This is a genomic window from Arminella tubonensis (assembly GCF_003240585.1).
Lineage (GTDB): Bacteria > Pseudomonadota > Alphaproteobacteria > Rhizobiales > Rhizobiaceae > Rhizobium > Rhizobium tubonense.
In genome coordinates, this window is the sequence record NZ_PCDP01000032.1 from 1 (window position 1) to 24,204 (window position 24,204).

General features: G+C 58.8%; 15 protein-coding genes and 5 pseudogenes. 10 read left to right on the forward strand and 10 right to left on the reverse strand.

Annotation, left to right across the window (positions count from 1 at the left end; all coding sequences use genetic code 11):
- The 7 genes from CPY51_RS10070 to CPY51_RS10100 form a co-directional block, all read right to left on the reverse strand.
- A partial coding sequence (locus tag CPY51_RS10070; protein WP_154677728.1) for an alcohol dehydrogenase catalytic domain-containing protein occupies positions 1 to 373 on the reverse strand: 373 nt, incomplete at its 3' end.
- Positions 374 to 1,240, reverse strand: a complete 867-nt coding sequence (locus CPY51_RS10075; RefSeq protein WP_111160118.1) for a sugar phosphate isomerase/epimerase family protein — start codon at positions 1,238 to 1,240, stop codon at positions 374 to 376.
- Between the two features lie 39 nt (positions 1,241 to 1,279).
- On the reverse strand, positions 1,280 to 2,287 hold the full coding sequence (locus CPY51_RS10080; protein ID WP_111160119.1) for a LacI family DNA-binding transcriptional regulator: 1,008 nt from the start codon (positions 2,285 to 2,287) through the stop codon (positions 1,280 to 1,282).
- A gap of 153 nt (positions 2,288 to 2,440) precedes the next feature.
- On the reverse strand, positions 2,441 to 3,658 hold the full coding sequence (locus CPY51_RS10085; protein WP_111160120.1) for an NAD(P)/FAD-dependent oxidoreductase: 1,218 nt from the start codon (positions 3,656 to 3,658) through the stop codon (positions 2,441 to 2,443).
- A 53-nt stretch (positions 3,659 to 3,711) separates the two neighbouring features.
- On the reverse strand, positions 3,712 to 4,656 hold the full coding sequence (locus CPY51_RS10090; RefSeq protein ID WP_111160121.1) for a substrate-binding domain-containing protein: 945 nt from the start codon (positions 4,654 to 4,656) through the stop codon (positions 3,712 to 3,714).
- 78 nt (positions 4,657 to 4,734) lie between these two features.
- Entirely contained in the window at positions 4,735 to 5,046 is a 312-nt protein-coding gene (locus CPY51_RS10095) for a MocE family 2Fe-2S type ferredoxin (RefSeq protein WP_111160122.1), read from the reverse strand.
- The gene (locus tag CPY51_RS10100; protein ID WP_111160123.1) at positions 5,043 to 6,077 is read right to left on the reverse strand and encodes a sterol desaturase family protein; all 1,035 of its coding nucleotides are present in this window, start codon (positions 6,075 to 6,077) and stop codon (positions 5,043 to 5,045) included. The genes CPY51_RS10095 and CPY51_RS10100 overlap by 4 nt, the downstream gene beginning before the upstream one ends.
- Positions 6,078 to 6,604: 527 nt before the next feature.
- On the opposite strand from CPY51_RS10100, the pseudogene CPY51_RS10105 reads away from it, so the two are divergent.
- The 3 genes and pseudogenes from CPY51_RS10105 to CPY51_RS10120 form a co-directional block, all read left to right on the forward strand.
- Positions 6,605 to 6,813 (forward strand): annotated as a pseudogene (locus tag CPY51_RS10105) (integrase); the annotation flags it as partial.
- A 341-nt stretch (positions 6,814 to 7,154) separates the two neighbouring features.
- Positions 7,155 to 7,289: a site-specific integrase gene (locus CPY51_RS33795; protein WP_275540469.1), complete on the forward strand. Its 135-nt coding sequence runs from the start codon at positions 7,155 to 7,157 to the stop codon at positions 7,287 to 7,289.
- Between the two features lie 774 nt (positions 7,290 to 8,063).
- Complete coding sequence (locus tag CPY51_RS10120) at positions 8,064 to 9,770, forward strand: adenylate/guanylate cyclase domain-containing protein (protein ID WP_111160125.1); 1,707 nt, start codon at positions 8,064 to 8,066, stop codon at positions 9,768 to 9,770.
- A gap of 428 nt (positions 9,771 to 10,198) precedes the next feature.
- Here the strand turns inward: CPY51_RS10120 and CPY51_RS10130 are convergent.
- A pseudogene (locus tag CPY51_RS10130) lies at positions 10,199 to 10,839 on the reverse strand (dihydrofolate reductase family protein).
- A gap of 147 nt (positions 10,840 to 10,986) precedes the next feature.
- On the opposite strand from CPY51_RS10130, the gene CPY51_RS10135 reads away from it, so the two are divergent.
- Both CPY51_RS10135 and CPY51_RS10140 read left to right on the forward strand, forming a co-directional pair.
- Complete coding sequence (locus tag CPY51_RS10135; RefSeq protein WP_111160127.1) at positions 10,987 to 11,343, forward strand: ArsR/SmtB family transcription factor; 357 nt, start codon at positions 10,987 to 10,989, stop codon at positions 11,341 to 11,343.
- A complete protein-coding gene (locus tag CPY51_RS10140) occupies positions 11,318 to 11,806 on the forward strand; it encodes an SRPBCC family protein (RefSeq protein WP_195909494.1) in 489 nt (162 codons plus the stop codon). Before CPY51_RS10135 ends, CPY51_RS10140 begins: the two co-directional genes overlap by 26 nt.
- Before the next feature lie 354 nt (positions 11,807 to 12,160).
- Here CPY51_RS10140 and ilvD read toward each other — a convergent pair whose 3' ends face one another.
- A complete protein-coding gene (gene ilvD, locus CPY51_RS10145) occupies positions 12,161 to 13,882 on the reverse strand; it encodes a dihydroxy-acid dehydratase (RefSeq protein WP_111160128.1) in 1,722 nt (573 codons plus the stop codon).
- 540 nt (positions 13,883 to 14,422) lie between these two features.
- Between ilvD and CPY51_RS10150 the strand changes: the two genes are divergently transcribed.
- The 4 genes and pseudogenes from CPY51_RS10150 to CPY51_RS10170 all read left to right on the forward strand — a co-directional run bounded on the left by CPY51_RS10150 (position 14,423) and on the right by CPY51_RS10170 (position 19,259).
- A complete protein-coding gene (locus CPY51_RS10150) occupies positions 14,423 to 16,048 on the forward strand; it encodes a DUF1254 domain-containing protein (RefSeq protein WP_111160129.1) in 1,626 nt (541 codons plus the stop codon).
- Between the two features lie 243 nt (positions 16,049 to 16,291).
- Positions 16,292 to 16,440, forward strand: a pseudogene (locus CPY51_RS33335) (IS110 family transposase); the annotation flags it as partial.
- 1 nt (position 16,441) lies between these two features.
- Positions 16,442 to 16,966: pseudogene (locus tag CPY51_RS10160) on the forward strand (IS66 family transposase); the annotation flags it as partial.
- A gap of 520 nt (positions 16,967 to 17,486) precedes the next feature.
- Positions 17,487 to 19,259, forward strand: a complete 1,773-nt coding sequence (locus CPY51_RS10170; protein WP_111160130.1) for an adenylate/guanylate cyclase domain-containing protein — start codon at positions 17,487 to 17,489, stop codon at positions 19,257 to 19,259.
- A gap of 354 nt (positions 19,260 to 19,613) precedes the next feature.
- Here CPY51_RS10170 and CPY51_RS10175 read toward each other — a convergent pair.
- Positions 19,614 to 19,828: pseudogene (locus CPY51_RS10175) on the reverse strand (transposase domain-containing protein); the annotation flags it as partial.
- Positions 19,829 to 20,807: 979 nt separating this feature from the next.
- On the opposite strand from CPY51_RS10175, the gene CPY51_RS10185 reads away from it, so the two are divergent.
- Complete coding sequence (locus CPY51_RS10185; protein WP_244598576.1) at positions 20,808 to 24,188, forward strand: CheR family methyltransferase; 3,381 nt, start codon at positions 20,808 to 20,810, stop codon at positions 24,186 to 24,188.
- Positions 24,189 to 24,204: the final 16 nt, after the last annotated feature.

The window sequence follows — 24,204 nt, forward strand, 5'->3', positions numbered from 1 at the left end:
AGCGCGACGTGCCGTCGGGCATGACGCCCTGGCCCTGGGTCGAGCGGATCGCGGTGCAGAGGTTCGTCTTGCGCGAGAGGCAAGAGGGGCATTGGCGGCATTCCGGCGTATAGAGCGGGATGACGTGGTCGCCCTTTTTCACCGAGGTGACGCCGGGGCCGACGTCGACGACGATCCCGGCGCCTTCATGGCCAAGGATGGCCGGAAACAGGCCTTCCGGGTCGGCGCCGGACAGGGTGAAATCGTCGGTGTGGCAGATGCCGGTCGCCTTGACCTCGATCAGCACTTCGCCGGCGCGGGGGCCTTCGAGCTGAACGGTCATGATCTCGAGCGGTTTTCCTGCCTGAACGGCGACTGCGGCGCGCACATCCATCTAAATTCCTCCATCGCTTCGTTTCGTTTTGCGCTCGGGCGTTACATGAGCCCAGAGTGCCCTTATCTCATCTTTCAGAATTTGGGATTCCTGCCATCTGTCGGTGCTGTCTTCGCCGTCACGCCCGGTGATGGCATAGGGCTTCGGGCCGAGTTCGCAAGTGAAAGCCAGAACGTCATCCGGCCCAGCACGATTTTTCCAGCTCCGGAAGCCGTAATCCCACCAGCCGAGGAAAAGGTTGAGCCACGGCTTGTGATGGGGAAACGAGATTTCGATCTGCACCTGCTCCCGCGATGCTACCCGGCCATGAAAAGACCACGAGCTGTCAAGCACGCGGTGCATAAGCGCGTGGTTCTCGTCCGAGATCGGCCACGCGAATTCGCGACCGACCAGAAAATGCGAGAGATCCCCGAGAAGTTTCAGGTCGGGCATCCGGTCCAGCAGATCGAGCGTGAAAAACAGGTCAGTCGTCATGCGGTCGCGGTGGGTCTCGACATAGACAGGGATCTTCGCCTCGTCCCCGAGCCGCTGCCAGCCCTCCAGTAGAGGCAGACAGTCCTCGATGCGCCGCAGCCTGACGTCGGGTTGCAGACAGATATGGGCGACCTCGAATTCGACGGCGTTTTCGAGCACCGGCTTGAGATCGTCGACGGTCTTGGGAAAGCACTGCCCTTCAGCTTTCAGGTCACGATCTTTCAGCAAAGTGGCGAGCTGCCTGACATAGGCGCGCTCATGCCAGTGAGCGCTGACGCCGTCGAAACCCGCGTCGGCGGTTCGTTGAACATTTGTCTCGAGCGAGGGTTCCGACTTCGAGGAACTACGCAGCTCCATGGCCCAGAGCGACTGGAATATGTTCAGCGTTTGCAAGGGCGCCTCCAGTTGCGGTTACTTGCGGAAAATTTAAAATCAAACATTCTGGGCGGTGATCGTCATGAAGCGCACTGGATCGATTGCAACCTCGGCCTGGATGATGCCAAGCTTGCGTAATATCAGATCGACGGAACGCCGCGCCTGCGTTTCTGGCGCTTGGTCGAGACAGATATCAAGCAGGCCCGATTGAAGATAGCGCTTCTTTCTTTGAGTCAGCTCGTGGCCCACCCAGAAGATATCCCGCTGACCGCTCAAGGTTTTCAACACCGTGGCGACGCCCTCGTCTCCCCCACCGGCTGAATAGACGCCGATGATCTGCGGATCGTGACGGAGAGCCTCGCTGACAAGGTCTGCTGATCGCAGGTCGTCGTCAAATCCGATCATGACCCGCGTCAGGTCGTGAGTGCCGGCCTTTCCTGCTACGAAGTCAGAGAAGCCCTGGATACGCTCCCGATGGGTTCTGTAGGTGCCGCTGTGGCAGATGGCAGCCAGATTCCCGCTCCTACCCCCAAGCATGCCGGACATGAAAAACCCGGCGCTCCTCCCGGCTGCATAATTGTCGATCCCAACGTAAGGGATCTCCGCGTCGTCACACCGGCTGACGACCTGCACGACCTCGACGCCCGCCTCCCTGACACGCCTCAAGCTCTCTGTGACCTTTGGATGATCCAGGGCGCAGATGATCACACCGGAGCGGCGAAAGCTTGGATTGGCGATATGGTGCGCCATGCCGACGGGATCGCTCTCCTTGACAAAAGTCCGGTGAAGAACGACGGATCGGTCAAGCGACGCGGCGATGCGCTCGAAGGCCTGGTTCAGGCGGGCGAAAAAGCTGGTTTCAGGGCGCACGAGAATGACCTCTATCTTGATAGCCGGTCGATGTCGCTTGGATGGGCGAATGCCGTAGTTCAGCCTCTCCACCACCGCCAAAACCTTTTGAACGGTATCTTCCCTGACGTTGCCACGCCCGTTGATGACACGCTCTACGGTCGCTGTGCCCACGCCCGCCTGCAGGGCGACGTCCCTGATCGTTATCTTTGGCATTGGCAATCCGTTGTCTTGCACCAGGACACGAGACTCCTACCGCAAAACGTGGCCAATGTCGGTAGGGGAGAGAGCTTATGACATACGCTCTCTCCCCGTCGCCGCCACCGGAGGAGTTCGGCGACTGCGAATCGAGACACGATGATCTTGTTGTCATGCAGCAGCCTGAGCCGAGCGCACATCCCTTAGCAGTTCCTTAAGGTTCAGCACTGGATCGGCCAGTTTCGAAGGGTCTGGCGTGGCTCTCGCATCGATCAACATCTCCGCCAGTTTGATATCCTTGGCGACGCCGTTGCCGACGCCAAGCCCAGCCGCGGCAACAAGGCGCCCACCGTCCAGATAGAATTCGATCGCGCCGTCGGCGATGTGTCGAACGATGGTCTGTTGCCCAGGCATCGGTATTCCGACGACCTGCAGACTAAAATCGTATTGATCCGACCAGAACCAAGGTGTGGCGACAAATGCTTCCTCGCCGCCCAGCATGTTTCGGCTTGCAGTCTCGGCCTGCTTGCGGGCGTTCCGCCAGCTTTCAAAGCGCATGTGCCCATTGTCGCCGATAAGGACCGAGGCACAATCGCCTGCCGCAAAGACGTCGGGCGCGCCTGTCCGCAGGCACGCGTCAGTCACGATCCCGTTCGACGTCGCAATTCCTGCAGATTCGGCCAGTTCGACATTTGGAACGACGCCGATGGCCGCGACTACTACGTCGGCAGGCAAGACCGTTCCGTCAGCGAGCACGACCGAATTCTGCTTTATCTCTTCGACCCCCTGACCCAGATGGAACGCCACACCCTCCTCGACATGCCTGGCATGCAGCATCTGGGCGAAGCGCCGCGGTACCGCCCGCCCGAGAGGCTTCGAGGCCGCTTCTACAATGCTGACCGCGATACCTCGCCGACGTAACACCGAGGCAAGCTCCATGCCGATCAGCCCGCCTCCGATGATGGCCACCGATTTCGCGCCTCTTGCTTTCTCGAACATGACGCCAGCATCAGAATAGGTCCGAAAGCCGAGTGCAAGGTCGGAACCGCGACAGCTAAGACGCCGCGGACTTGCTCCCGTTGCAAGAAGCAGCTTGTCATAGCGGTATGTCGTTCCGTCGGTCATTTTGATCGATCGCGCTGCGACGTCTATGGCCGTGACAGCGCATCCTTGCCGATATTGGATTGACGCTGCCTCCAGAGCCTCTGCGGTGCAGATCGCCTTCATCTGCGCGATGCCATCCGAGGGCTTCGATAGTGGTGGACGCTCGTAGGGGAGATGCAGCTCCCCGCCGATCAGGGTTATCGGCCCGACATAGCCTGCTTCGCGCGTTGCGAAAGCGGCCCGAGTCCCACATTCGCCAGCACCGATGATAACGATTCCGTCCATGGTTTTCGTATCCGTGAAGGGCTGGCGCGCTGCCGCTCGCCAGCCGCATGGGGTCAGTTCTTGTGAGCGTATTCGTTCATGTTCTTGGGGGTGACGAGTTCGAAGGGAACCATGACCTCCTTTTCCACCGACTTGCCGCGCGCGAGCGCGACGGCCGCATCAAGGGCGCTTCCAGATTGACCCTTGGCATTCTGGAAGACAGTCGCGGCCAGATCTCCAGCGGCCATAGCTGCGAGACCATCCTGGGTCGCGTCGATGCCGACGACGATCTCGTCCTTCATCTTCATCCCGGAGGATTTTAGCGCCTGCACGGCGCCGAGAGCCATTTCATCGTTGTTTGCAAACACGACGTCGATCGGCCGGCCAGCGGTGATCCAGTTCGTGGTCATATCCATCGCGCTCGTTCGCTGCCAAGCCGCCGACTGCTCGTCCGCGATAGTCGCCCCCTTACAGTCGCCACCGGCAAAGGCGTCCTTGAACGAGTCTGTGCGATCGTGCGATGCCTGGTGAGCGAGATCACCCATCAGGATGTAGACCTGCGCACTGCTTTCCTTCTTCTTGGACTTCAGGAGATCGCATGCCGCCTGGGCTGCCAGCTTCCCGGCGTCCGTCTCCTTGGAGCCGATATAAGCTTCCTGGTCCGGGAGCTTGGCAACGTTCGAGGGCTCGAGGTTGAGGTAGACCAGCGGGATCTTTGCTTTGCTCGCCGCCTCGCTGATCGCCGGTGCCGCGGATGCGTCAGCCAGAGTGATGATGATTGCATCGACTTTAGCGGCGATGAAGTTGTTCACCTGATTGATTTGCTTTGAGATGTCAGTCTGCGCATCCTCGAATTGTACGGTGACCCCGCCCACCTCGGCCGCCCTCGTCTGGATGCCCTGCCGCAACAGCGTCTGGAAATTGTTGTCGAAGCTCTGCATCGAAACGCCGATCGTTTCGGCTGACGCGCTGCCGGCCATTAAGGCGGCAATAGCTGCCGCCACCAAAGTCATTTTCATGTTCATCCTCCCATTTGATGCCGGCACATCCAAAAAGCGCTCCGGAGGCCGTTGTGGCCCAAACCAAATCCTTGTCGCCTAGGCGAGTTCGATGCGGATCTCCCCGTTCATCACCACCGCGGGGTAGGTCTTCAAGTTCTCGCAGGCCGGAAGTCTGATCGCCTCCCCAGTCCGATAGTCGAAGACGCCAGAGTGCTTGGGACACTCCACTTCAAAATCCATGACCAGCCCGTCTGCAAGGTGGACGGCCTCGTGCGTGCAGAGACCGGCGGTGCAGTAGACGCTGTCATCAAGGGCGCGATAGACCGCATAGGTGCGGCCCAGGTAATCGAAGCGGATCGCGCCTTCCTGTTCGACGGTGTCCAGTCTGCAAACTGATATCCAGCTCATTCGGCAGCCTCCCCAACGCTGCTACGAGCCTTTTGCGCGGCGAGCTTCGCCTTCCGTTTGCGGTAGCGATCCTGCATGCGGGCATCGCCCTCCTGCGAGCCGTCGTGCCAGGTCCCGAACCACTTATCGAGAGGGATAAGGGCATCGCCATAGTTCACCTCGAAGTACTTGTGGTGCAGGTAATGTGCGTAGGCATGGCTATCGACGAGCGTTTCCTTGCCCACCTCGACCTTGTCGAAGCCCACATGCCCAGGGATCGCACCAAAGCCCGCATAATGGAGCTGGTAAAGCATGATGACCGGATTCGAAGGCAGTATGAGGTGGTAGAATGCCGTTCCGAAATACAGCAGGTGCTCGATCGGATGCATCGATAGCGACGACCACGGCGACGGATTGACTGAGTTGTGGTGAACTGAGTGGACCCATTTATAGAGCAGTGGCGTGTGAATGAGCCGGTGAACGCAGAAGAAGTGGAACTCATGAATGATCGGGACGACCAGCGCGACAATCGCAAGGGTCCAGGGGTGCTGAGTGAAGCCGAGCCAGGGCGCATAGCCATTCGCGTAGGCCCAGAGCATGGCGACTTCGATCGCGGTCCAGATGGAGACGCCCGACAGAAAGGTCCGGAGGATGTTGTCCCTATTCTGGTTTTCGAACCAGAAAGCCTTGTTCTTCTGGTCAGAAGGAAATTTTCCGTTGTATTTGAAACGGTTCTTCTGCCGCTTCAGCACATACAGGTGAAGTTCGAAAGCACCGTAAAAAAGGAAGACACAGACAGCATTGACAAAATACAGCCCCCCAACCCACCCTATACGGATCGTCTGCATGCTCTCCGTGGCTGGAATTACCCACGCCCAATAGGCCACTGCCGATGCAGCAAAAGTCAAATTCCATGGGAAGAAGTAGTGCGGCAGCCACTTCAGAATGGCGACGATTCGTGTAGGAAATTGAAATAATGGGGCATAGACTACTGGATTATAAGGAGCCCAATCGCCACGCTTGTCGCGTTTTCCGTATTTTTCATCGTCCATGCGAGCTCCTTCACGCGACTTTCATCGCAGTGCTTTTCAAGCCAAATTTTGTGATGAAGACCGTGACCAATGCGCTGTCAGCACGTGCCTACTTGCCTTCTCCCATCCTTCAAAGATAGCAGGACAGTTGGATCAAGCCGAAAAGTAAACTGATCAAAAGTGATCATTTTGAACCCTCTGCAGCATGGGCATTGAATTCATTCTGCGGCTACCTGGTGGTCGGAGGAGAGCGCTGACGCCGCTGCACGTCTTTTCGACGGCCACCCGCATATCACCATTTTTCCCGGCGACGGTGTGGATGTAATGCCTTTTTTGACGTGACCGTTACGTGCAGGCATCATCACACGAGATGATATCACTCAACTACGCGGGGGTCCGCAACGGGCCAACCCCGACCTTGGCGCGGCGTGCTAAAATCTCCGTTTTCTCGTCGAGTATGCTAGCAGCGGACGATCTGCGGTCGGCCCCGTGAATCCTTGCGTTCGCGGGTTCTTCCGACGGCCAATGGTGGCCGAAGGAGAACTCAAGTGGGTATCGCGCAATACGATCCTGCTGCACTGGGTCGACCGGCATGGAACGCCGGCCGGAAGGTCGGCGTAAAGAAGCCCCTGAAGCAGCGACAGATTTGGGCAATTCGTTTCTTCCTCGATAGGGAGGGCGCATGAGAGATCGGGCGCTGTTCGATCTCGCAATCGACAGTAAGCTACGCGGCTGCGATCTGGTTAAGTCTCGCTTGAAGGGGACACTTGAGTTGGCGCCCCCTTCCTGGAAGGACGAGTTCACTAATCAGTGGGGCACCTTAGAGATAGTCTACGCTATGGCGTTGAATCGGGCTAAAAGTGTTGCAGGCGACAGCCATAGCGAAATTATTCTCAGCAAGGAGGAACATTCGCTTGTTTTGACATCGATCAACAACCTTCAGCGACTTATTCCGTTGGTCTCAGGTTCCGTCTGAAGTGACCCAAGCGAGTTGGAGCGCCTCTGAAAGCCGTCCTCGATCCCCTCAGACAGAAAATCGGAAATGCCCTCGTCAACAGCGATGGCGATCTTTGGACTTCGCGCGGATTTGGATCTTCTTTGGGAAAAGCTCGCCCGGCTGCCGGCGTGGTCGGTGTGACCTACAATGACCTGCGCGGACCGGCTGCGACGAGGCTTGCCCTCGTCGGATGCACGGAAGCGGAGATCGCGACTTTGACCGGCCATAGTCTTTGACAGGTGCGCTCGATTCTCGACGCACACTACCTTCATCGCGATCCACTGCTCGCCGTCGCCATCCGGAAGCTCGAAATGAGAACGAACTCTTCCAAGTGACTATCAATGTTCTAAGAGAAGAATGAGGAAAACGAAGCAAAAACAGATGACTGGGAAACCTGGACTCTCACATGATTTCAATGGCTTATAGAGAACGCCTCGAAATTTCCTCTGTTTTCCCATCGCAAGCGACCGTGGATGCCACCTTTGCGCCCTGCCTTTGGGCCTCAGTCAACGGGAGGGGTCTAGCGGCAATAATTGCCGCTTTCGGGGCCCAACTGGCCCTCGCCTGCCCGTCATTCCAGCAGCTTTCGGTGGAATTCGGAAGCAGGGCGACGGGAGCTGGATGAGTACGATGGGCCACAAACGGTCGTCTCAAATGGTGGTTGTCGATGACCAAAATGGGGCCGGAAGGAGACTGGCCGCATCTGGAGAGTTAGCCAGAAATGCAGGCTTAGCGCAGTTGCAGTTCGGGTCTCCCCCGAACGCCATTTCGCGAACAGAACTGGGCACTTCCGCCGAAGCCCCCGCTCGCCGCCCATCACCAGACGTTCAAGAACCGTCCGCTTTCCGTTGATACTCATTTCCGTGCCGTCCACCTCGACGCCGTCGGTCACAAACAAGGATGACGGCTCGATGGAGGTGGAGATCGCCTGGACATTACCTCTTACCACTTGTTGACTCAATCGCGGTTGAACAATAACTTGCGAGTTCGGTCGTTAGGCTTGTCCTCACATGACGAATCAATCTCTTCAGCGTCGCCTTGCCGCCATCGTCGTTGCCGATGTGGTGGGATATTCACGCCTGATGGAGGCTGATGAAGTCGCAACGCTGACGAACCTCAGGGAACTCCGTTCTGGCGTTATCGAGCCGGCTGTGATGCGCCACAACGGTCGCATCTTCAAGGTTCTGGGCGACGGATTCCTAATCGAATTCGGTAGCGCGGTGGACGCGGTCGCAGCCGCGTTGGAAATGCAACGGGCCACCACTGCTGTTGAGGCTTCCGGAGACCGGCGCCTGCTTTTGCGTGTAGGCGTCAATCTGGGAGATGTCATTGACGACGGTTCAGACGTCGTCGGCGACGGCGTCAATGTCGCGGCGCGCCTCGAGACGCAGGCCGCACCGGGAGGTATCTGCATTTCAGCCAAAGTTCACGACGAGATCGTCGGCAAGATCGGCGACCGGTTCTTTGATGCAGGCGAACGCTACCTAAAGAACCTGACTCGCCCGGTCCACGTGTGGCATTGGCCGGATGCGCTGCAGAGCATATTGCCGCTGCCCGAATGTCCCTCGATCGCTGTATTGCCGTTCACGAACATGAGTGGGGATGAAGCGGACGCGTATTTCGTCGACGGATTGACCGAAGACCTGATCACCGACCTTTCCCGTACGGCTGGCCTGTTCGTCATCGCGCGCAATTCCGTCCACGGTTACAAGGACAAGCCGGTCAACGTACGGCTGGTCGCCCAGGAACTCGGCGTCCGCTACGTCCTGGAGGGGAGCGCCAGACGCGCAATGGGCCGTGTCCGCATCAATGCCCAATTGATCGACGCGCTTGGCGGCGGGCACTTGTGGGCCGACCGGTTTGACAGGACGGTGGAAGATGTGTTCGAATTGCAGGATGAAGTTAACGCCAAGATTGTCGAAGCCCTCGTCGGCCGGCTGACCATCCCGAAGCCGCGCAATCGGCCGAAGAACTTTGAGGCGTACGATCTGTGTGTGCGCGCCCGCCTCCTGACGGAAGTGTCGCCGCAAACTGAGCGTGAGGCCTATATGCTGCTCCAACGCGCGGTTAAACTCGAGCCATCATATGCCGAGGCGCTCGGTCTGCTCGCGTATAACCGTTGGCTTGCCTGGACTCATTTCGGCGAGCCCGAAGATCCTAACCGTCGGATGGCGGCGACGTTCGCGCAGAAGGCGGTCGACCTAGATCCCAACGATGCCGGCTGCCGTTACGTTCTGGGTACCATTTTGGCTTATGAGCGGCGATGGGAGGAATCGGAGGCCGCCTTCGCCAAGGCCCTGGAGCTGGACCCCAACCATGCCGACACCTGGGCCGCTAAGTCGGACATGTCCGTGCTGGACGGCAGGGTTGCCGACGGACTAGCGCAGATCGAAAAAGCTCTGCGGCTCAATCCCTATCCACCCTGCTGGTATCTTTGTCATCTGGGGCAGGCGCAATACGCCGCGCGTAACTATCAGGCGGCAACCGCCACACTCCGCAGGGAAAACACGTATCGTACCAACTCACGCAAATTCCTGGCTGCTACGCTTGCGCAGTTGGGCCACCGTGAGGAGGCGCGGCGAGAAGCAGAATTGTTCCTGATCGCCCACCCTCATTTCACCATCGGCCATTGGCTCAGCTCCCAGCCGCTGCGCGATGCATCTGTACGAGACCACTTTGTCGACGGCTTCCGAAAGGCCGGCCTGCCGGAGATGTGACAGCGGGTGGGACAATCCCGACGCGTTCGAGGACTTGATCAACGGATATGCGCTGCGCGAGAACGGCGGTCTGGATCGCAGTGCCAAGCTTCTTCAGACGCTCCACAGAACGCGTCAACCAGCCCGAGTCTCGCATGACTTTTCCGCTGGACCGCCTTGCATCAGGTGGCGATGAGCCCATAGCCCAGAATGAAGACAGGATGCTTTGAGAAACATTTAAGCAGCTTCGCCGAGACATGAAGGCGACGACGCTTACTTCCGCTATCGGCGGCGCAAAGATGCCGTTACCTTGAAACTAGACAATGTCTGCTTTCCGGCAGTCATGGGGCCGGAAGCAGACTGTCAGCACTTGGACTGGCAACTCGAGAAGCCGACATCATGGACCACCTATGGACAGTCCATGATCGCCCCAAGTCACAGGCTAGCGGCTAGCGTTGGAAGGTGAGGTGGATGGTGCCGCTCGGTGACGTTTCCGCCTTGACTGTGCAGCCAGCTTCCAAGCCGCGCAGATCGTCCCACAGGCGGATGCCGCGCCCGAGCAAAATCGGCACGATAGCAACATGAAGGCGGTCGACGAGGCCAGCTTTGAGATAGTCGCAAACGACGGTAGCACCACCGCCATCCTCACATCCTTGCCGTTTGCGGTCCTCACGGCCTGCTGGAGCGCATCGACAGGGGTGGTATTGAGGAAGTGGAAAGTGGTGCCGCCGGCCATCTCGATGGACGGCCGGGGCTTGTGGGTGAGGACAAAGACCGGACACCCGAACGGCGGCTCGTCGCCCCACCAGCCGCGCCAGTTCGGATCGTCGGGAAAGTTGTGGAGCCCAAACATGCCGGCGCCCATAATCTCAGCGCCCACATTCTCGAAATATTCCTTCGCGTATTCGTCGTCGACCCCTGTGGTCCCTTCCCCCGTGGTATCCTTCAACACGCGCTCACGGAACGTTCGCGTTGCGGCATATGCGCCGACGAGACGCGGCCAGTCCTCGCCGAACGGGGTTTCGGGCGTCTGGTCCGTCGTTGTCGCGAAACCATCGAGCGAGATCATGAAATCGACACGAACTACCATTGGAGTCCTCCTTGAAAGGTGTTGCACCACAGCGCCCCCTCGTTCGGGGCCAAACACTAAGGCAACTACCTTTATATTTGGAGCGGGATACTAAGGCAAGTGCCTTTTTAACCTTGACCTGAGCCCCCGACGCCTTTACTCATCCATATGCCTTACCATTCGACTCCGCTCGACCTCGCCTTTCACGCTCTCAGCGACCCGACCCGCCGCGCGGTGGTGTCGCGGTTAGTCGAGGGCGAGTTGCCGGTCAGCGCGCTGGCCGAGCCTTTTGACATGGCTCTGCCCTCCTTCGCCCAGCATCTCAAGGTGCTGGAAGATTGCGGGCTGATCGCCAGCGAGAAGCGCGGGCGCAGCCGCTGGTGCCGCCTGGTGCAGGCGCGCTTCGACGAGGCGGCGGACTGGATGGTCGCGGAGCGCCGTCGCTGGACCGGGCGGTTGGATCGGCTGGAAGTCTACCTGGACAAAACGGAAGAGGATGATGAAGGACATGGCAAACCTCTTTGAGACATGGTCGCTCGACCGCGAAATCGTGCTGGTCAAGGTGCTGAACCACCCGCGCGACAAGGTCTTTGCGGCCTGGATGGACCCGAAAGCGCTTGCCGAATGGTACGGCCCGGACGGCCTCAGCATCGAGAGCCACGAGGCCGATATCCGCGAAGGCGGGCTCTGGCGTTTCGACATGGTGGGCGTGTTCGAGGGTCGGGAGCAGCGCTTCCCGAACCTCATACGCTTTCTGGAGATCGTGCCGAACGAGCGGATCGTGATGGACTACGGCACGCCCAACCCTGATGATCCCGACCGTTTCCGCACCACGGTGACCTTCGATGAGCAGACCGACGGCAAGACGGTGCTGACCTTGCGCCAGCTCCATCCCAGCCGCGAGCGGCGTCAGTTTGTCATCGGCTTCGGCGCGGTGGAATACGGGCTGCAGACGCTGGATGGTCTCGCCGCCTGGCTGGACCGCTGAGCCCTTGGCCGCTCGGCGTCGCTCGCGCCAGTTGGCGATGGCCGAGGCGGGCGTGCAGATCGAGCTGCGCTGATCGCGCAGGTCACAGCTTGACGGAACAGGAGGGCCACACATGATGTCTGCTTTCGGGCGTCCGCTATCGCGATCTGTAGGACAGCATGGCGGGCGCAAAGCCGCCATCGCTGCGGTGCCCATCTTTGTGGTGGAGTGGTGGGAAATGGCGCGCTCGACAGGATGAAACTGGGCACTGGTATGTGATTGTTTGCGCTGTGTGATTTATGAGTTCCCGCCGAAGGACGCAAGTCGAGCTTTGATCATGGTTGGTCACCGAAGCTCGCGTTTCAATAGTGAAACTCAGATATCCGCGTAGACGTGGGTCTCGGCTCGAGCGCCGGGGTGCGTTACCGCGCCTTTTGATGCGGGGCCGACGTTCTGAGCGTAGCGCCAGAGCGCACCTGATTGGTAGTTGCTGGCGTGCGGTTCCCAACCGGCGCGGCGCTTTTTCAGGACCTCATCCGTCACATCAAGATCAATTGATCCGGCTTCGGCATCGATGCGGATTATGTCGCCGTTTTCGACCAGAGCCAGGGGACCGCCGACCGCTGCCTCGGGGCCGACATGGCCAATGCAAAAGCCACGAGTCGCGCCGGAGAAGCGTCCGTCGGTCACGAGTGCCACTTTCTCGCCCATGCCGAGACCATAGAGCGCTGCCGTCGTCGAAAGCATCTCACGCATTCCAGGCCCGCCTTTTGGGCCTTCGTAACGAATAACGACAACGGAACCCTCAGGGACGTCGCGTGACTCGACAGCGGCGAAGGCGTCTTCCTCGCATTCGAAAACGAGGGCCGGGCCTTGGAACTGAAGGCGATTCATGCCGGCGACTTTTACGATCGCGCCGTCAGGCGCCAGGTTTCCGGTCAGCCCAACGACGCCGCCCATCGGGCTGATGGGCGTCCGCGCATCGTAGATGACCCTCTGGTCGGGGTTCCAGGTCACCTCGTCGATGTTCTCGGCCAAGGTCTTGCCTGTAGCCGTCAGGCATTCGCCATGAAGATAGCCTTCGGCGAGGAGCGTCTTCATCAGCATGTAGACCCCGCCCGCCTCATACATGTCCTTGGCGACGTAGCGTCCGCCGGGCTTCAGGTCGGCGATATAGGGAGTTGACTTGAATATCCCTGCGACATCGAACAGATCGAACTGAATCCCTGCCTCGCTCGCCATGGCTGGCAGATGGAGCGCTGCATTGGTAGAGCCACCTGTCGCGGCGACGATGCGCGCGGCATTCTCGAACGCATCTCTCGTGCAGATGTCGCGCGGACGGATATTGCCGGCCAGCAAAGCCATCACCTGCCTGCCGGCCGCGCGCGCAATCTCGTCGCGGCCACGATAGGGAGCGGGAATCATGTTGCTGTTGGGCAGCGACAGGCCGATCGCTTCGCCGACACAGGCCATGGTATTGGCGGTGAACTGGCCGCCGCATGCCCCGTGGCCAGGACAGGCAACCCTTTCGAGGGCATGCACGTCCGAGATCGAACAGGCACCGGCAGAATATCGGCCGACGACCTCGAACACATCCGCCACGGTCACGTCGCGATCCTGATAGCGCCCCGGCAGGATCGATCCGCCGTAAACGAAGATCGATGGAACATTCAGGCGCAACATCGCCATCATCATGGCCGGAAGCGACTTGTCGCAGCCGGCGAAGGCGACCAATGCGTCGTAGCAATGTCCGCGAACCGAGAGTTCGACCGAATCGGCGATAACCTCGCGGCTGACCAGCGAGCTCTTCATTCCCTGATGACCCATGGCGATGCCATCGGTCACGGTGATCGTGTTGAAACGACGGGGCGTGCCGCCAGCCTCCACGACGCCTTCACGGCAAAAGTCGGCCTGCTCATCCAGCGTGGTATTGCATGGAGCGCTGTCGTTGCCCGCGGATGCGACCGCCACGAAGGGGCGATTGATCTGATCCTCGGTCATGCCCATCGCATAATAGTAGCTGCGATGCGGCGCGCGCTCTGGCCCAATCGAGACATGCCGACTGGGTAGGCGTGACTTATCGAAGACCTGGGTCATCGGATTTGCTCCGGTGGAAGCTCCAGAAGGCAGAGCCGCTAGGATCTACGCGCCCCAAGCCAGTTGTCGGCAGCTTCCATGCCGGTCGGACCAATGCGGCAGGATCGTCCTTCAGCCACCATTGGCCTTCAGGAAAACGCATGATCTCAATGATTCACCGGGCCGACAACAGACCGTCCGCTCCTAGGGCACCCTCCACGAAAGCGGACATCGAAGTATCTGTGAAGGCCCGGATTTGGCGCAAATGAGACCCACGTCAGGGTGCGTGATGGCCCGAAGCGGCCTCTCATGGATGTTGCTTCGACAGAAATGTTCGGTGGGTAACCCACGATAGCTGCGGCCTGGTGTCCAGACATCGCTTCCCAGGAACAATATCAATTTTGGACGCACCGTCTCATCGCAACTAAAAGGAAGTAGACCTTAGTTGTTGCACGCTGATTGTTATTGGAACCATTCCTGATAGACTGCCCTCCTCATCCCAAAATAAACGTTAGCGAGCATCCAAGACTATTCATCAAAGAGAAACCTTAGGGGGCAAGCATGGCAACGATTGGCAGAAGCCTTGCATTGATCGCAATTGTTGTGGCGGTGGCGAGTGTCGGTAGCCTTAACAAAGCCGACGCGCAGACTGACGGCTTGAGACCCCCGGCGATCCTCACCCCGGACAAAGTACAGACAGCGATAGGACCGCTCGACTTCAAGGATGGTGCCCCGAGCAGCGAAACGTTGCAAAAGGTCTACGATCATCTGGACTTCACGCACGCCTTCGATGCGTTCATGAACACCATGCAAGGTGTCAGTGTCGCCGCCTTCGATAAGGGCATGCAAAGCATTGGCGTGAAGCACAACGAAGTCATCGTCTACTCCAAGCTAATGGATGCCAGCTCTCTCTTTTTGACGGCCAACGCGGACACGATCTACTTCTTCGGTGTCCTCGATCTTACAAGGGGGCCAATGGTTCTGGAGGTGCCACCGAAAGCGCTCGGTGCCATAGACGATTATTGGTTCCGTTGGGTCACTGACTTCGGTGCGCCAGGACCCGACCGGGGCGAAGGTGGAAGATACCTCGTCTTGCCACCCGGCTACGATGGACCGCTACCGGAAGGCGGCTTCTATGTGGCTCACGCAAAGACCAACAACGTCCTATGGTTCGGGCGCTCGTTCATGGAAAACAACGATCCCGCCCCGGTGGTCGAGGGGATCAAGGCCAATACCAAAATCTACCCCTACCAAGTCGGTGGTGTCGGCACGAGCATCGCCCAATTCCTGGCGGGCGATGCCAGGCTCGGCAAAATCACCGAGCCGCCAGCGACCGTGTTTCACGAAGGCACCGCCGTTTCGGTCAACACGGTCCCGCCCGGCGACGTCAGCTACTTCGACATGCTCAATGAGATCGTGCAGAACGAGCCAGCGACGTCTCTCGATCCCGAGCTGATGGGATCGCTGGCCGCGATTGGCATCATCAAGGGTAAGCCGTTCGCGCCGGACGAGAGGATGAAGACGATTCTTCAGGAGGCAGCGGCGCTCGCAAATGCTTCATCACGGAGCTTGTTCATGGCTCCGCGCGATCCAAGCTGGTTCTATTACCCAAATTCATCATGGTCGAATTTGCTGTTCCAGACCGGCTATCAGTTCGAGACGCCGATCCCGGAAATTACCACAAGCGGCGTGAAGCCCTATCCGGACACCGGATACCGTACGCTGAATGCGCGATCGTATTTCTTCTACGGCGTGACCGGCATCACGCCGGGAATGGCCATGCGCCTGCCGGGTGTCGGCTCGCAATACCTCCTCGCCATGCAGGACGCGAACAAGGAGTATTTCGACGGCGGCAAGACCTATAAGGTGGCACTGCCGAAGGATATTCCCGAAGCTAACTTCTGGTCGTTCACACTCTACGACAACCAGACCCGCTCTATGCTGGATACCCCGCAGCGCTATCCGCGTGCAGGAAGCCAAAGCTTTCCGTCGCCCGCTGCCCAAGCCGATACGGACGGAGTGACGACCGTCTACTTCGGACCGAGCCAACCCGAAGGGGTCAGTCGCGGTAATTGGGTGCAGACGGTGCCCGGCAAGGGTTATTTCGCGATCCTGCGCCTCTACAGCCCGCTTGAGCCGTTTTTCACAAAGGAGTGGCGGCCGAGTGAGATTGAACCCGTAAAATAACAGGGCGTCCGATGAGACAGATGCGCCTGTTTGAAGCTTGGTGCTTTTCCTATCCCTAGTTTCTCGTCCGGCGATTCGTGCGCATCACGCTTTTTAGGAGCGTGTCATGGGACGATACTCTCGGTCGGAATGGTAGGATGGACCTTAGCCGCGATTTTGGCAGAAGGTCAGGTGGTACCTCCACCGGCATCGCGATGTGCCATGATAGAGGTGTTGTTAGGAACCGCATGGGAGGAGCCATCCATGGAAGAGATTACCACGATTGGACTCGACATTGCTAAGTCGGTGTTCCAGGTGCACGCCATTTCCGCAACCGGCACACGGTCGTCGTTCGCCGACAACTGAAACGCCCCCTTGTCGTTCAGTTCTTTGCGGGCCTCAAACCGTGTCTGAGGACCGCCGGAACAGGCGCTCCGGTTCTTCGAACAGCTCTACCGGATCGAAAGGAAGGCGCGAGACGAAAAGCCCGACGTCGGTGAAACGCAGGCCGACTGCATTCACCGTTTCCGCCAACAGCACAGTTTGCCTGTCCTGAACGCTTTAAAGACGTGGCTCGAGGCCGTCGCGCCGAAGGTCGTGCCGGATACCAAGCTCGGCGATGCCGTGTCCTACACTCTGAACCAATGGGATTACCTGACACGCTACACCAGCGACGGCAGGATGCCGATCGATAACAACATTCTCGAACGCGACATCAGAGTTTTTGCGACAGGAAGAAAATCGTGGCTGTTCAGCGACACTGCCGACGGAGCCAAGGCCAGTGCTGTTATCTACAGTCTGATGCTCACCTGCCGCGCCTGTGGCGTCGACCCTCTCACCTGGCTGCGACACGTGCTCACTAAGTTGCCTCAGCGAGATGACGACGCAGATCTCAGCGATCTGTTACCGTTCAACTTCTCCAAAACCTCTGCGGCCTAACAGACCCGGATATCGCTGCCGATGCGAGGGCGGTTCAGCGGTGCCACAGCCGTCAACGCGCAGGGAAAATCGCGCTTACGGTTGATCACCGACTACTCGTTCTTTTCAGTTTTATAGCCCACCGTCCGGCCGGCGTTCCATACCGGGCGACCCAGTGCAGCAGGATCATATTGTGCGATACCCGTTTGAGTTCTCATCCGGCCACGATTGGCCGTTGGAAGAATGCGCAAATTCCAGGTTCAAGGGGACCGGAAGCGGACTGGCAACTTCAGGCTGCGGATCTTCAAAGAGCGGACATTCGGGTGGGCGCGGACATCGTCGTGACCTGACCCTGAGTGGGCTTTCGGAACGACCGCGTTGGACGGCCGGGAGCATGACAGAGCAGTCATTGCGTGGGGCTGCAACGTCGGCTGCGTCCACATGAGCCATGGCCAACTCGATCTCAACCAAGATCGCTCTGCCTGAAAGTTCTTTCTTGCCCTCTGTCTCCCTGCTATCGTGGAACTTAGGAGACTGCGTCATGAGCGAGAACCGAAAGCTGGCTGCAATCCTGGCCGCGGACGTGGTTGGGTACAGCCGGCTTGCCGGCGCCGACGAGGACCTCACCCTGGCGAGGTTGCGGACACTGCGAAGTGATCTCATCGATCCGACGATCGCCGTGCACCATGGCCGGGTGGTGAAGCGCACCGGCGATGGTGCGCTGGTCGAGTTCCGCAGCGTGGTGGACGCCGTGCGCTGCGCCATTGAGGTGCAGAACGGAATGGTGGAGCGCAATGACGGCGTCCCGCAGGACCGTCGCATTGAGTTCCGGATCGGTATCCATTTGGGCGACGTCGTCGAGGAAAGCGACGGCGATCTGATGGGCGACGGCGTCAACATCGCCTCGCGATTGGAGGGCGTCGCCGCGGCGGGCGCGATCTGCCTGTCCGAGGATGCCTATCGCCAAGTCAAGGCGAGGCTCGACCTCTCGGTCAGCGATCTCGGCAGCACGCAGCTCAAGAACATCGCCGAGCCGATCCGGGTCTATTCGCTGCAAGTCGGCAGCGCAGGGACCAAGTTAGCCGCGACCTCGGAAACCGCGACGAGCCAATCGGCGACGGCAGCGTCGCCGAAGCTGTCGATCGCCGTCCTGCCCTTCGCCAACATGAGCGGTGACGCCGAACAGGACTACTTCGCCGACGGCATCTCGGAAGACATCATCACGGCGCTATCGAAGCTGTCGCAGCTCTTCGTCATCGCTCGCAATTCGTCGTTCACTTTCAAGGGCAAGAACGTCCATGTGCAGGAGGTGGGCACGAAGCTCGGCGTGCGGCATGTACTTGAGGGCAGCGTACGCAAATCGGGGAACAGGGTACGCATCACCGCGCAGCTCATCGACGCCACAACCGGCGGGCATCTATGGGCGGAGCGGTTCGATCGCGACCTCACCGACATATTCGCGGTTCAGGACGATGTCACGCAGCAGATCGTCGGCGCGCTGGCGGTCAACCTGACAGAGGGCGATCGGCAAAAACTTGCGCCGGGGCAGACCCGGCACCCCGAGGCGTATGACTGCTTCTTGCGTGGCCGGGAGCTGTGGCACCGGCTGACGAAGCAAACGAACAGCGACGCCCGCGACCTTTTGCAACGTGCCGTCGAACTGGACCCGAACTTCGCTTCGGCGCACGCCTTCCTCGCCCTTACCCACGGGCTCGACTACCTGAACCGGTGGAGCGCGTTGCCGCAGCGCTCGGTCGAGCAAGCCGAAGAGGCTGCGACACTAGCGGTAGCGCTGGATGATAGCGATCCGGTGGCGCACTGGTCGCTGAGTCTGGTCAAACTTTACTCGCGACAGCACGATGGAGCCATAAGCGAGGCCGAGCGTGCGATAGTCCTCAATCCGAACTTCGCCGAAGGGCAGGTCAGCCTCGGCGAGGCACTTGTCTATTCAGGCAGATCCGAGGAGGCACTCGCCTATTTCGATCGGGCAAGGGTCCTGAACCCATACTTTCCGGATATCGTTCTTCACTTTCAGGCCTGGGCCTTGTTTCAACTGGGAAGGTACGAAGAGGCCGTCGAACTGTTGCTGCAGCGCGTGAGCCGCAACCCCGTCACCGATGTCTCGCGCGCGCTTCTGGCCGCCTGTTACGGGCACCTCGGCCGTTTCGAAGAGGCTCGCGCGACGTGGCAAGAGGTGCTGCGCGTCAATCCCGACTATTCCTTGGAATACCGTCGCAAAGTCTTGCCCTTCAAGAACCCCGCCGATTTCGAGCTCGTCATGGAGGGGCTACGCAAGGCGCGTGTCGTACAATGACGGTGATTAAAGTCCGATCTTGAACCTGTTGCCGCCATTTGCACGGGATGAGCAATAGCCAGTGCCGGCGCAATGACGACCTCCAACGTGATCGCCAGCAATATCTGCTTTTAGGAAGCTGCGAAGCCGCCCTCTATGGCCGACATGGTGAAGGGGGCGCGAAGCGGAAATTATCTCCGCTCTGGGCTGCTGGCGGCATGGGGCCGAGAGCGGACCGCCGCCCGGTGCAAGGAAACCTACCCCGAAAGCGGACACGCGACGCCTTGGGGCGAAGGTCCGGAATTGGCCCCAAACCCGACCCCTGAATTGAGGAGAAAGCGGCTCGGCTCCAAAGATTGAGTCAATCGTGAGCGGTTAGCCGATAGCGTCAGCGGTGAAGTTCAACGGCATGAGCAGCTCAATGTCTGAGGCTGGCCAGCGATTTGCGATGCGGGTCAGGGTCAGGGATAGCCAGGCGAGCGGATCGACACCGTTCATTTTGCCGTCTGCAGAAGTGTGGCGATCGTCGCCCATGTCTCTCCGCCGCCCTCGCTCCCAGCGAAGAGGCAATTTGTTCTTGTAATTGTTTGGGCGGCTTGTCGTAGCTGCGCCTGAATTGCACCATCAGCTTGTCGGCCGGGCAGACGTAATGATTTGCATCCGCGTCAAAAGTGAAGTCGGCACGCGAGAATGTGCCATCGGTGCGGTTGGATTTGTCAAAGACCGGAATATGCGGCGTGATCTTCTTGTCCTTGCGCCGACCAAGCCTTCGGACATGCATCGCCTCACGACGGTCTCGAACAGATGACGGAGAAGATCGCTGTCACGGAAGCGCCCATGCCGATAGCGCGAGAAGGTCGAATGGTCGGGCACCTACCGTCGAGTCCGAGCATCAATGTGCCGCAGCATGTGATCACCGGGAACATGATCGTTCAGGCAAAAGTCGTAGAACAATCGGACAGGTTCTGCCTGCATCCCCATCGTCGCTGCGCTCTCCTCTCGAAGCAACAATGAGAGTGAATCACGAGGAGCAAAGCCAATCAAGCACCGACTAAATCAACAATATCTGCCCTCAGTGGACCTGAGCGGATTCCCGATCGGCCTGCCACGTCGCGCGAGCCCCGCTCAAGCAAGATGGGTTGCGACCATGAAGGCCCGAAATGGTAGCTCTGACCACCGTCTTATTCAGAACAGTCGGTAACCAAACCAAAGGTGGTACTGGAATAGCGCTGCCAGAGCGTTAGTTTGTAGTTGCAGAAAAATTGTAGGTAAGTTGCGTGCGGGAAAGTAATCTGGCCGGATTGCTCGGTGAACTTCGTGAAATTGCGAAGCAGGGGCTCAACAGTCGCGTGAGGCTCGCGTGCGGATTGGCAAGGTACGCATATGGCTAAAAATCCTTCGATTAAGAAGTTGCGGAGGGATTACAAGGCGAACCCGACGCACAACAGCTTGGTGGAAAAGAACGACGGCAAGGGTGACGAGCATGCGGATCGCAATTCAGGGCTTCCCATTATCGGCATTGGTGCATCGGCAGGCGGAATCACGGCGCTCAGCCAATTCTTTGCCGCGATGCCCCCTGACAACGGCTGCGCCTTCGTGGTCGTGTTGCACCTTGACCCATCGCGTGGGAGCGAACTCGCGCACGTACTGAGCGCCCATACGGGTATGCCGGTTGCTCAGGTAATAGACGGAATGATAATCGCGCCAGACCATGTTTACGTCATAGCTCCCGGTTCCGATTTGAACATCCGAGACGGCCAGTTGCATTTCGCAAAACCTTCGGCATCGTTTGGCCACCCGGTCGATGTGCTGTTCCGTTCACTGGCTCGCGACCAGGGAGAACGGGCGATCGCCGTCGTCCTTTCCGGAACGGGAAGCAACGGGACAGAGGGTCTGAGGGAAATCCGTGCCGAAGGCGGGATGAGCCTGGTGCAAGCGCCGGAGACCGCCCAGTTCGACGGAATGCCAAGGAGCGCGATTTTGGCGGGCCTGGCCGATCACGTTCTTCCTCCCGAGAAAATGCCTGAGGCTCTGATTGCCTTTATAAAACATGGCTACGTCATGCATCCCGCTGCAATGGACGCCAGTTCATCTGAGAGCCCGGTAACGTTGAGCACTGTCCTTGAACTGTTGCGCGCCCGCGGCGAGTACGATTTCCGTGGCTACAAGCACTCGACGCTCGGGCGGCGTGTCCATCGTCGGCTTGGGCTGAGAAATATCGACACCTTGGACGGATATGTCGAAGAACTTAGAGCCAATCCGCATGAACTCACGACACTTGCCGGTGATCTGATGATCAGCGTTACCGAATTTTTCCGTGACGCCGACGCGTGGAAGGCTCTGGCCGAACTTGTCATCGCCCCGATCATCGAGGAGCGTGAGACTGGCGCTGCGATCCGTGTCTGGACGCCTGCCTGCTCCACCGGAGAGGAAGCCTATTCCATCGCCATGCTGGTAACGGAGTTGGCTGAGGCGGCTGGAAAGCGGTTCGAACTAAAAGTGTTTGCGACTGACGCGCAGGAAGAGAATTTAGGAAAGGCGCGAGTGGGTACTTATCCGTCGGCTGCCATGTCCGCCTTGTCCGCCGAGCGCCTGGAACGCTTCTTCGAAAAACACGATAGTACGTTCCAGGTCAGCAAGGAGCTTCGAGACATGGTGGTGTTCGCGCCGCAGAACCTGTTGCGCGATCCCCCGTTTTCCAGGCTGGACCTGGTGACCTGCCGCAATGTGCTGATCTATCTGGACGCCGAGTCGCAGCAGCGGATCATCACCTTGTGTCATTTTGCGCTGCGTCCAGGCGGGCATCTTTTTTTAGGCAATGCCGAAACGATCGGGCGGCAAGAGGAGTTATTCGAAACCGAATCCAAGAAATGGCGGATTTACCGAAAACTCGGTACAGGACGCCATCATCCCATCGACTACCTACCCACGCTCCGATCAACTGGATCTCAACCGATGGATAAATCGACGCCGCCCCCTGAGCCAAATCTCCCGGCCGCGGAACTGGCGCGACGTGCGCTTCTTGACCGCTTCGCCCCGGCATCGGTGCTGATCGACGAAAAGGCGCGCGTGTTGTATTTCCATGGGACGACCAGGGAGTATCTGGAGCATCCGTCAGGCGAACCGACCAGGGATTTGCTTATGATGGCGCGTGCTGGGCTGGCCCCAGCGCTTCGCGCCGCGATACGAGAAGCGGTGAGAGAGAATAGGAGCGTGACGGTCGATGCTCTGATGCATGACAAGCCCGGAGCATCGGTCACGATGACAGTCACTCCCCTGCCAAGTGCCGCCCCGGGGGCCTCCTTCCTTCTCGTGAGTTTTGTGCCCGCTCTGCCACGATCTGATCTTATTCGGACACCTGTCCTCGATGCCACAGAAGACGCATCCGCGCGTGAACGCGCCCTGATCGAAGAATTGAAAGCGACGCGGGCCGAATTGCAGAACACGATCGAACATCAGGAAACCACCAACGAGGAATTGAAGGCCTCGAATGAGGAAGCGACCTCAATGAACGAGGAGCTTCAGTCAACCAATGAGGAACTCGAAACGTCGAAGGAGGAGCTGCAGTCGTTCAACGAGGAGCTGAATACCGTAAATAGCCAGCTTCGACATAAGATTGGCGAGTTGGAAAGTACGACCAACGATCTTAACAATCTCCTGGCGGGATCGGAAACAGCCACATTGTTTCTCGACGAGACGTTCCGCATTCGATGGTTCGCGCCAGCCATCAAGGACCTGTTCGATCTTGCGCCATCGGATGTCGGCCGTCCGATTTCAGCCTTCGCGCAAAAGTTCTTCGATGAAAATCTTTTGCTGGACGCAGAGACAGTTCTGAAGAATTTGAGTGCTATCGAGGTCGAGGTACCAAGCGATAACGACCGCTGGTATTTGCGGCGGATGCTTCCCTACCGCACACAGGATAATCGCATCGCGGGCGTGGTGATCACGTTCCAGGATATCACTGACCGAAAGCGCGACGCCGACGCGATCAACGACGCTCGTAAATATTCCGAAGCCATCGTTCGAACGGTCCAACATCCATTACTGGTGCTGGACCACGATCTGCTTGTCGTGACAGCCAATAGGGCCTTCCGCGAACTCTTTGCAGTGTTCGAGGGAGAACCAAAGGGACGCCTGATCTTTGAGCTTGGAACCGGCGAATGGAATAACCCGCCGCTTCGGGCGCTTCTCGACAAAGTCCTATCCGCAGACGACGAAATCCACAATTTCGAGGTTGAACAAAATTTTCGGGTGGGCGGACACCGATCGATGTTGCTCACGGCAAGCCGATTGCCACAGGAACGAGGCAGGGAGGAGCTGATCCTAGTGGCGATCGAAGACGTTACCGATCGCAAGCGCAGCGAGCAGCATCGGGAAATCCTCATCGGGGAGCTTAATCATCGTGTGAAAAACACAATGGCAGTCATCCAATCGATCGCCACCCAGACCCTTCGCCAAGCAACGACGGTGGAGGAAGCGCGGCATGCTTTTGGTTCGCGGTTGATCAACCTGGCCAAGGCCCACGACGTCCTGACCCGCGAAAGCTGGGATGGTGCCGACCTTGTCAATATTGTCACCGACACGGTCAATCCCCATGCAGGAGACAACCGTTTCCTCATCGAGGGTCCCGATGTCCGGCTGGGGCCGAGCGCCTCGTTGGCGATCTCAATGGCGCTGCATGAATTGTGCACCAACGCCGCGAAATACGGAGCGCTCTCTTGTGATGCAGGTCAGGTCGTCATCGTCTGGCGGCTTATTGGCAAGGGTCAGGACCGGCGTTTGAACCTTACTTGGTCAGAAAGCGGTGGTCCTCCAGTGACCATACCAACACGGAAAGGTTTTGGTTCTAGGCTTATCGAGCGTGCACTGGCCCAGGAACTCCGCGGCACGGTGAGCGTTACGTACGAGCCGTCGGGGGTGATGTGCGAGATCGATGCACCGATGCCGTGAAGGCGAAGTGGTAAGG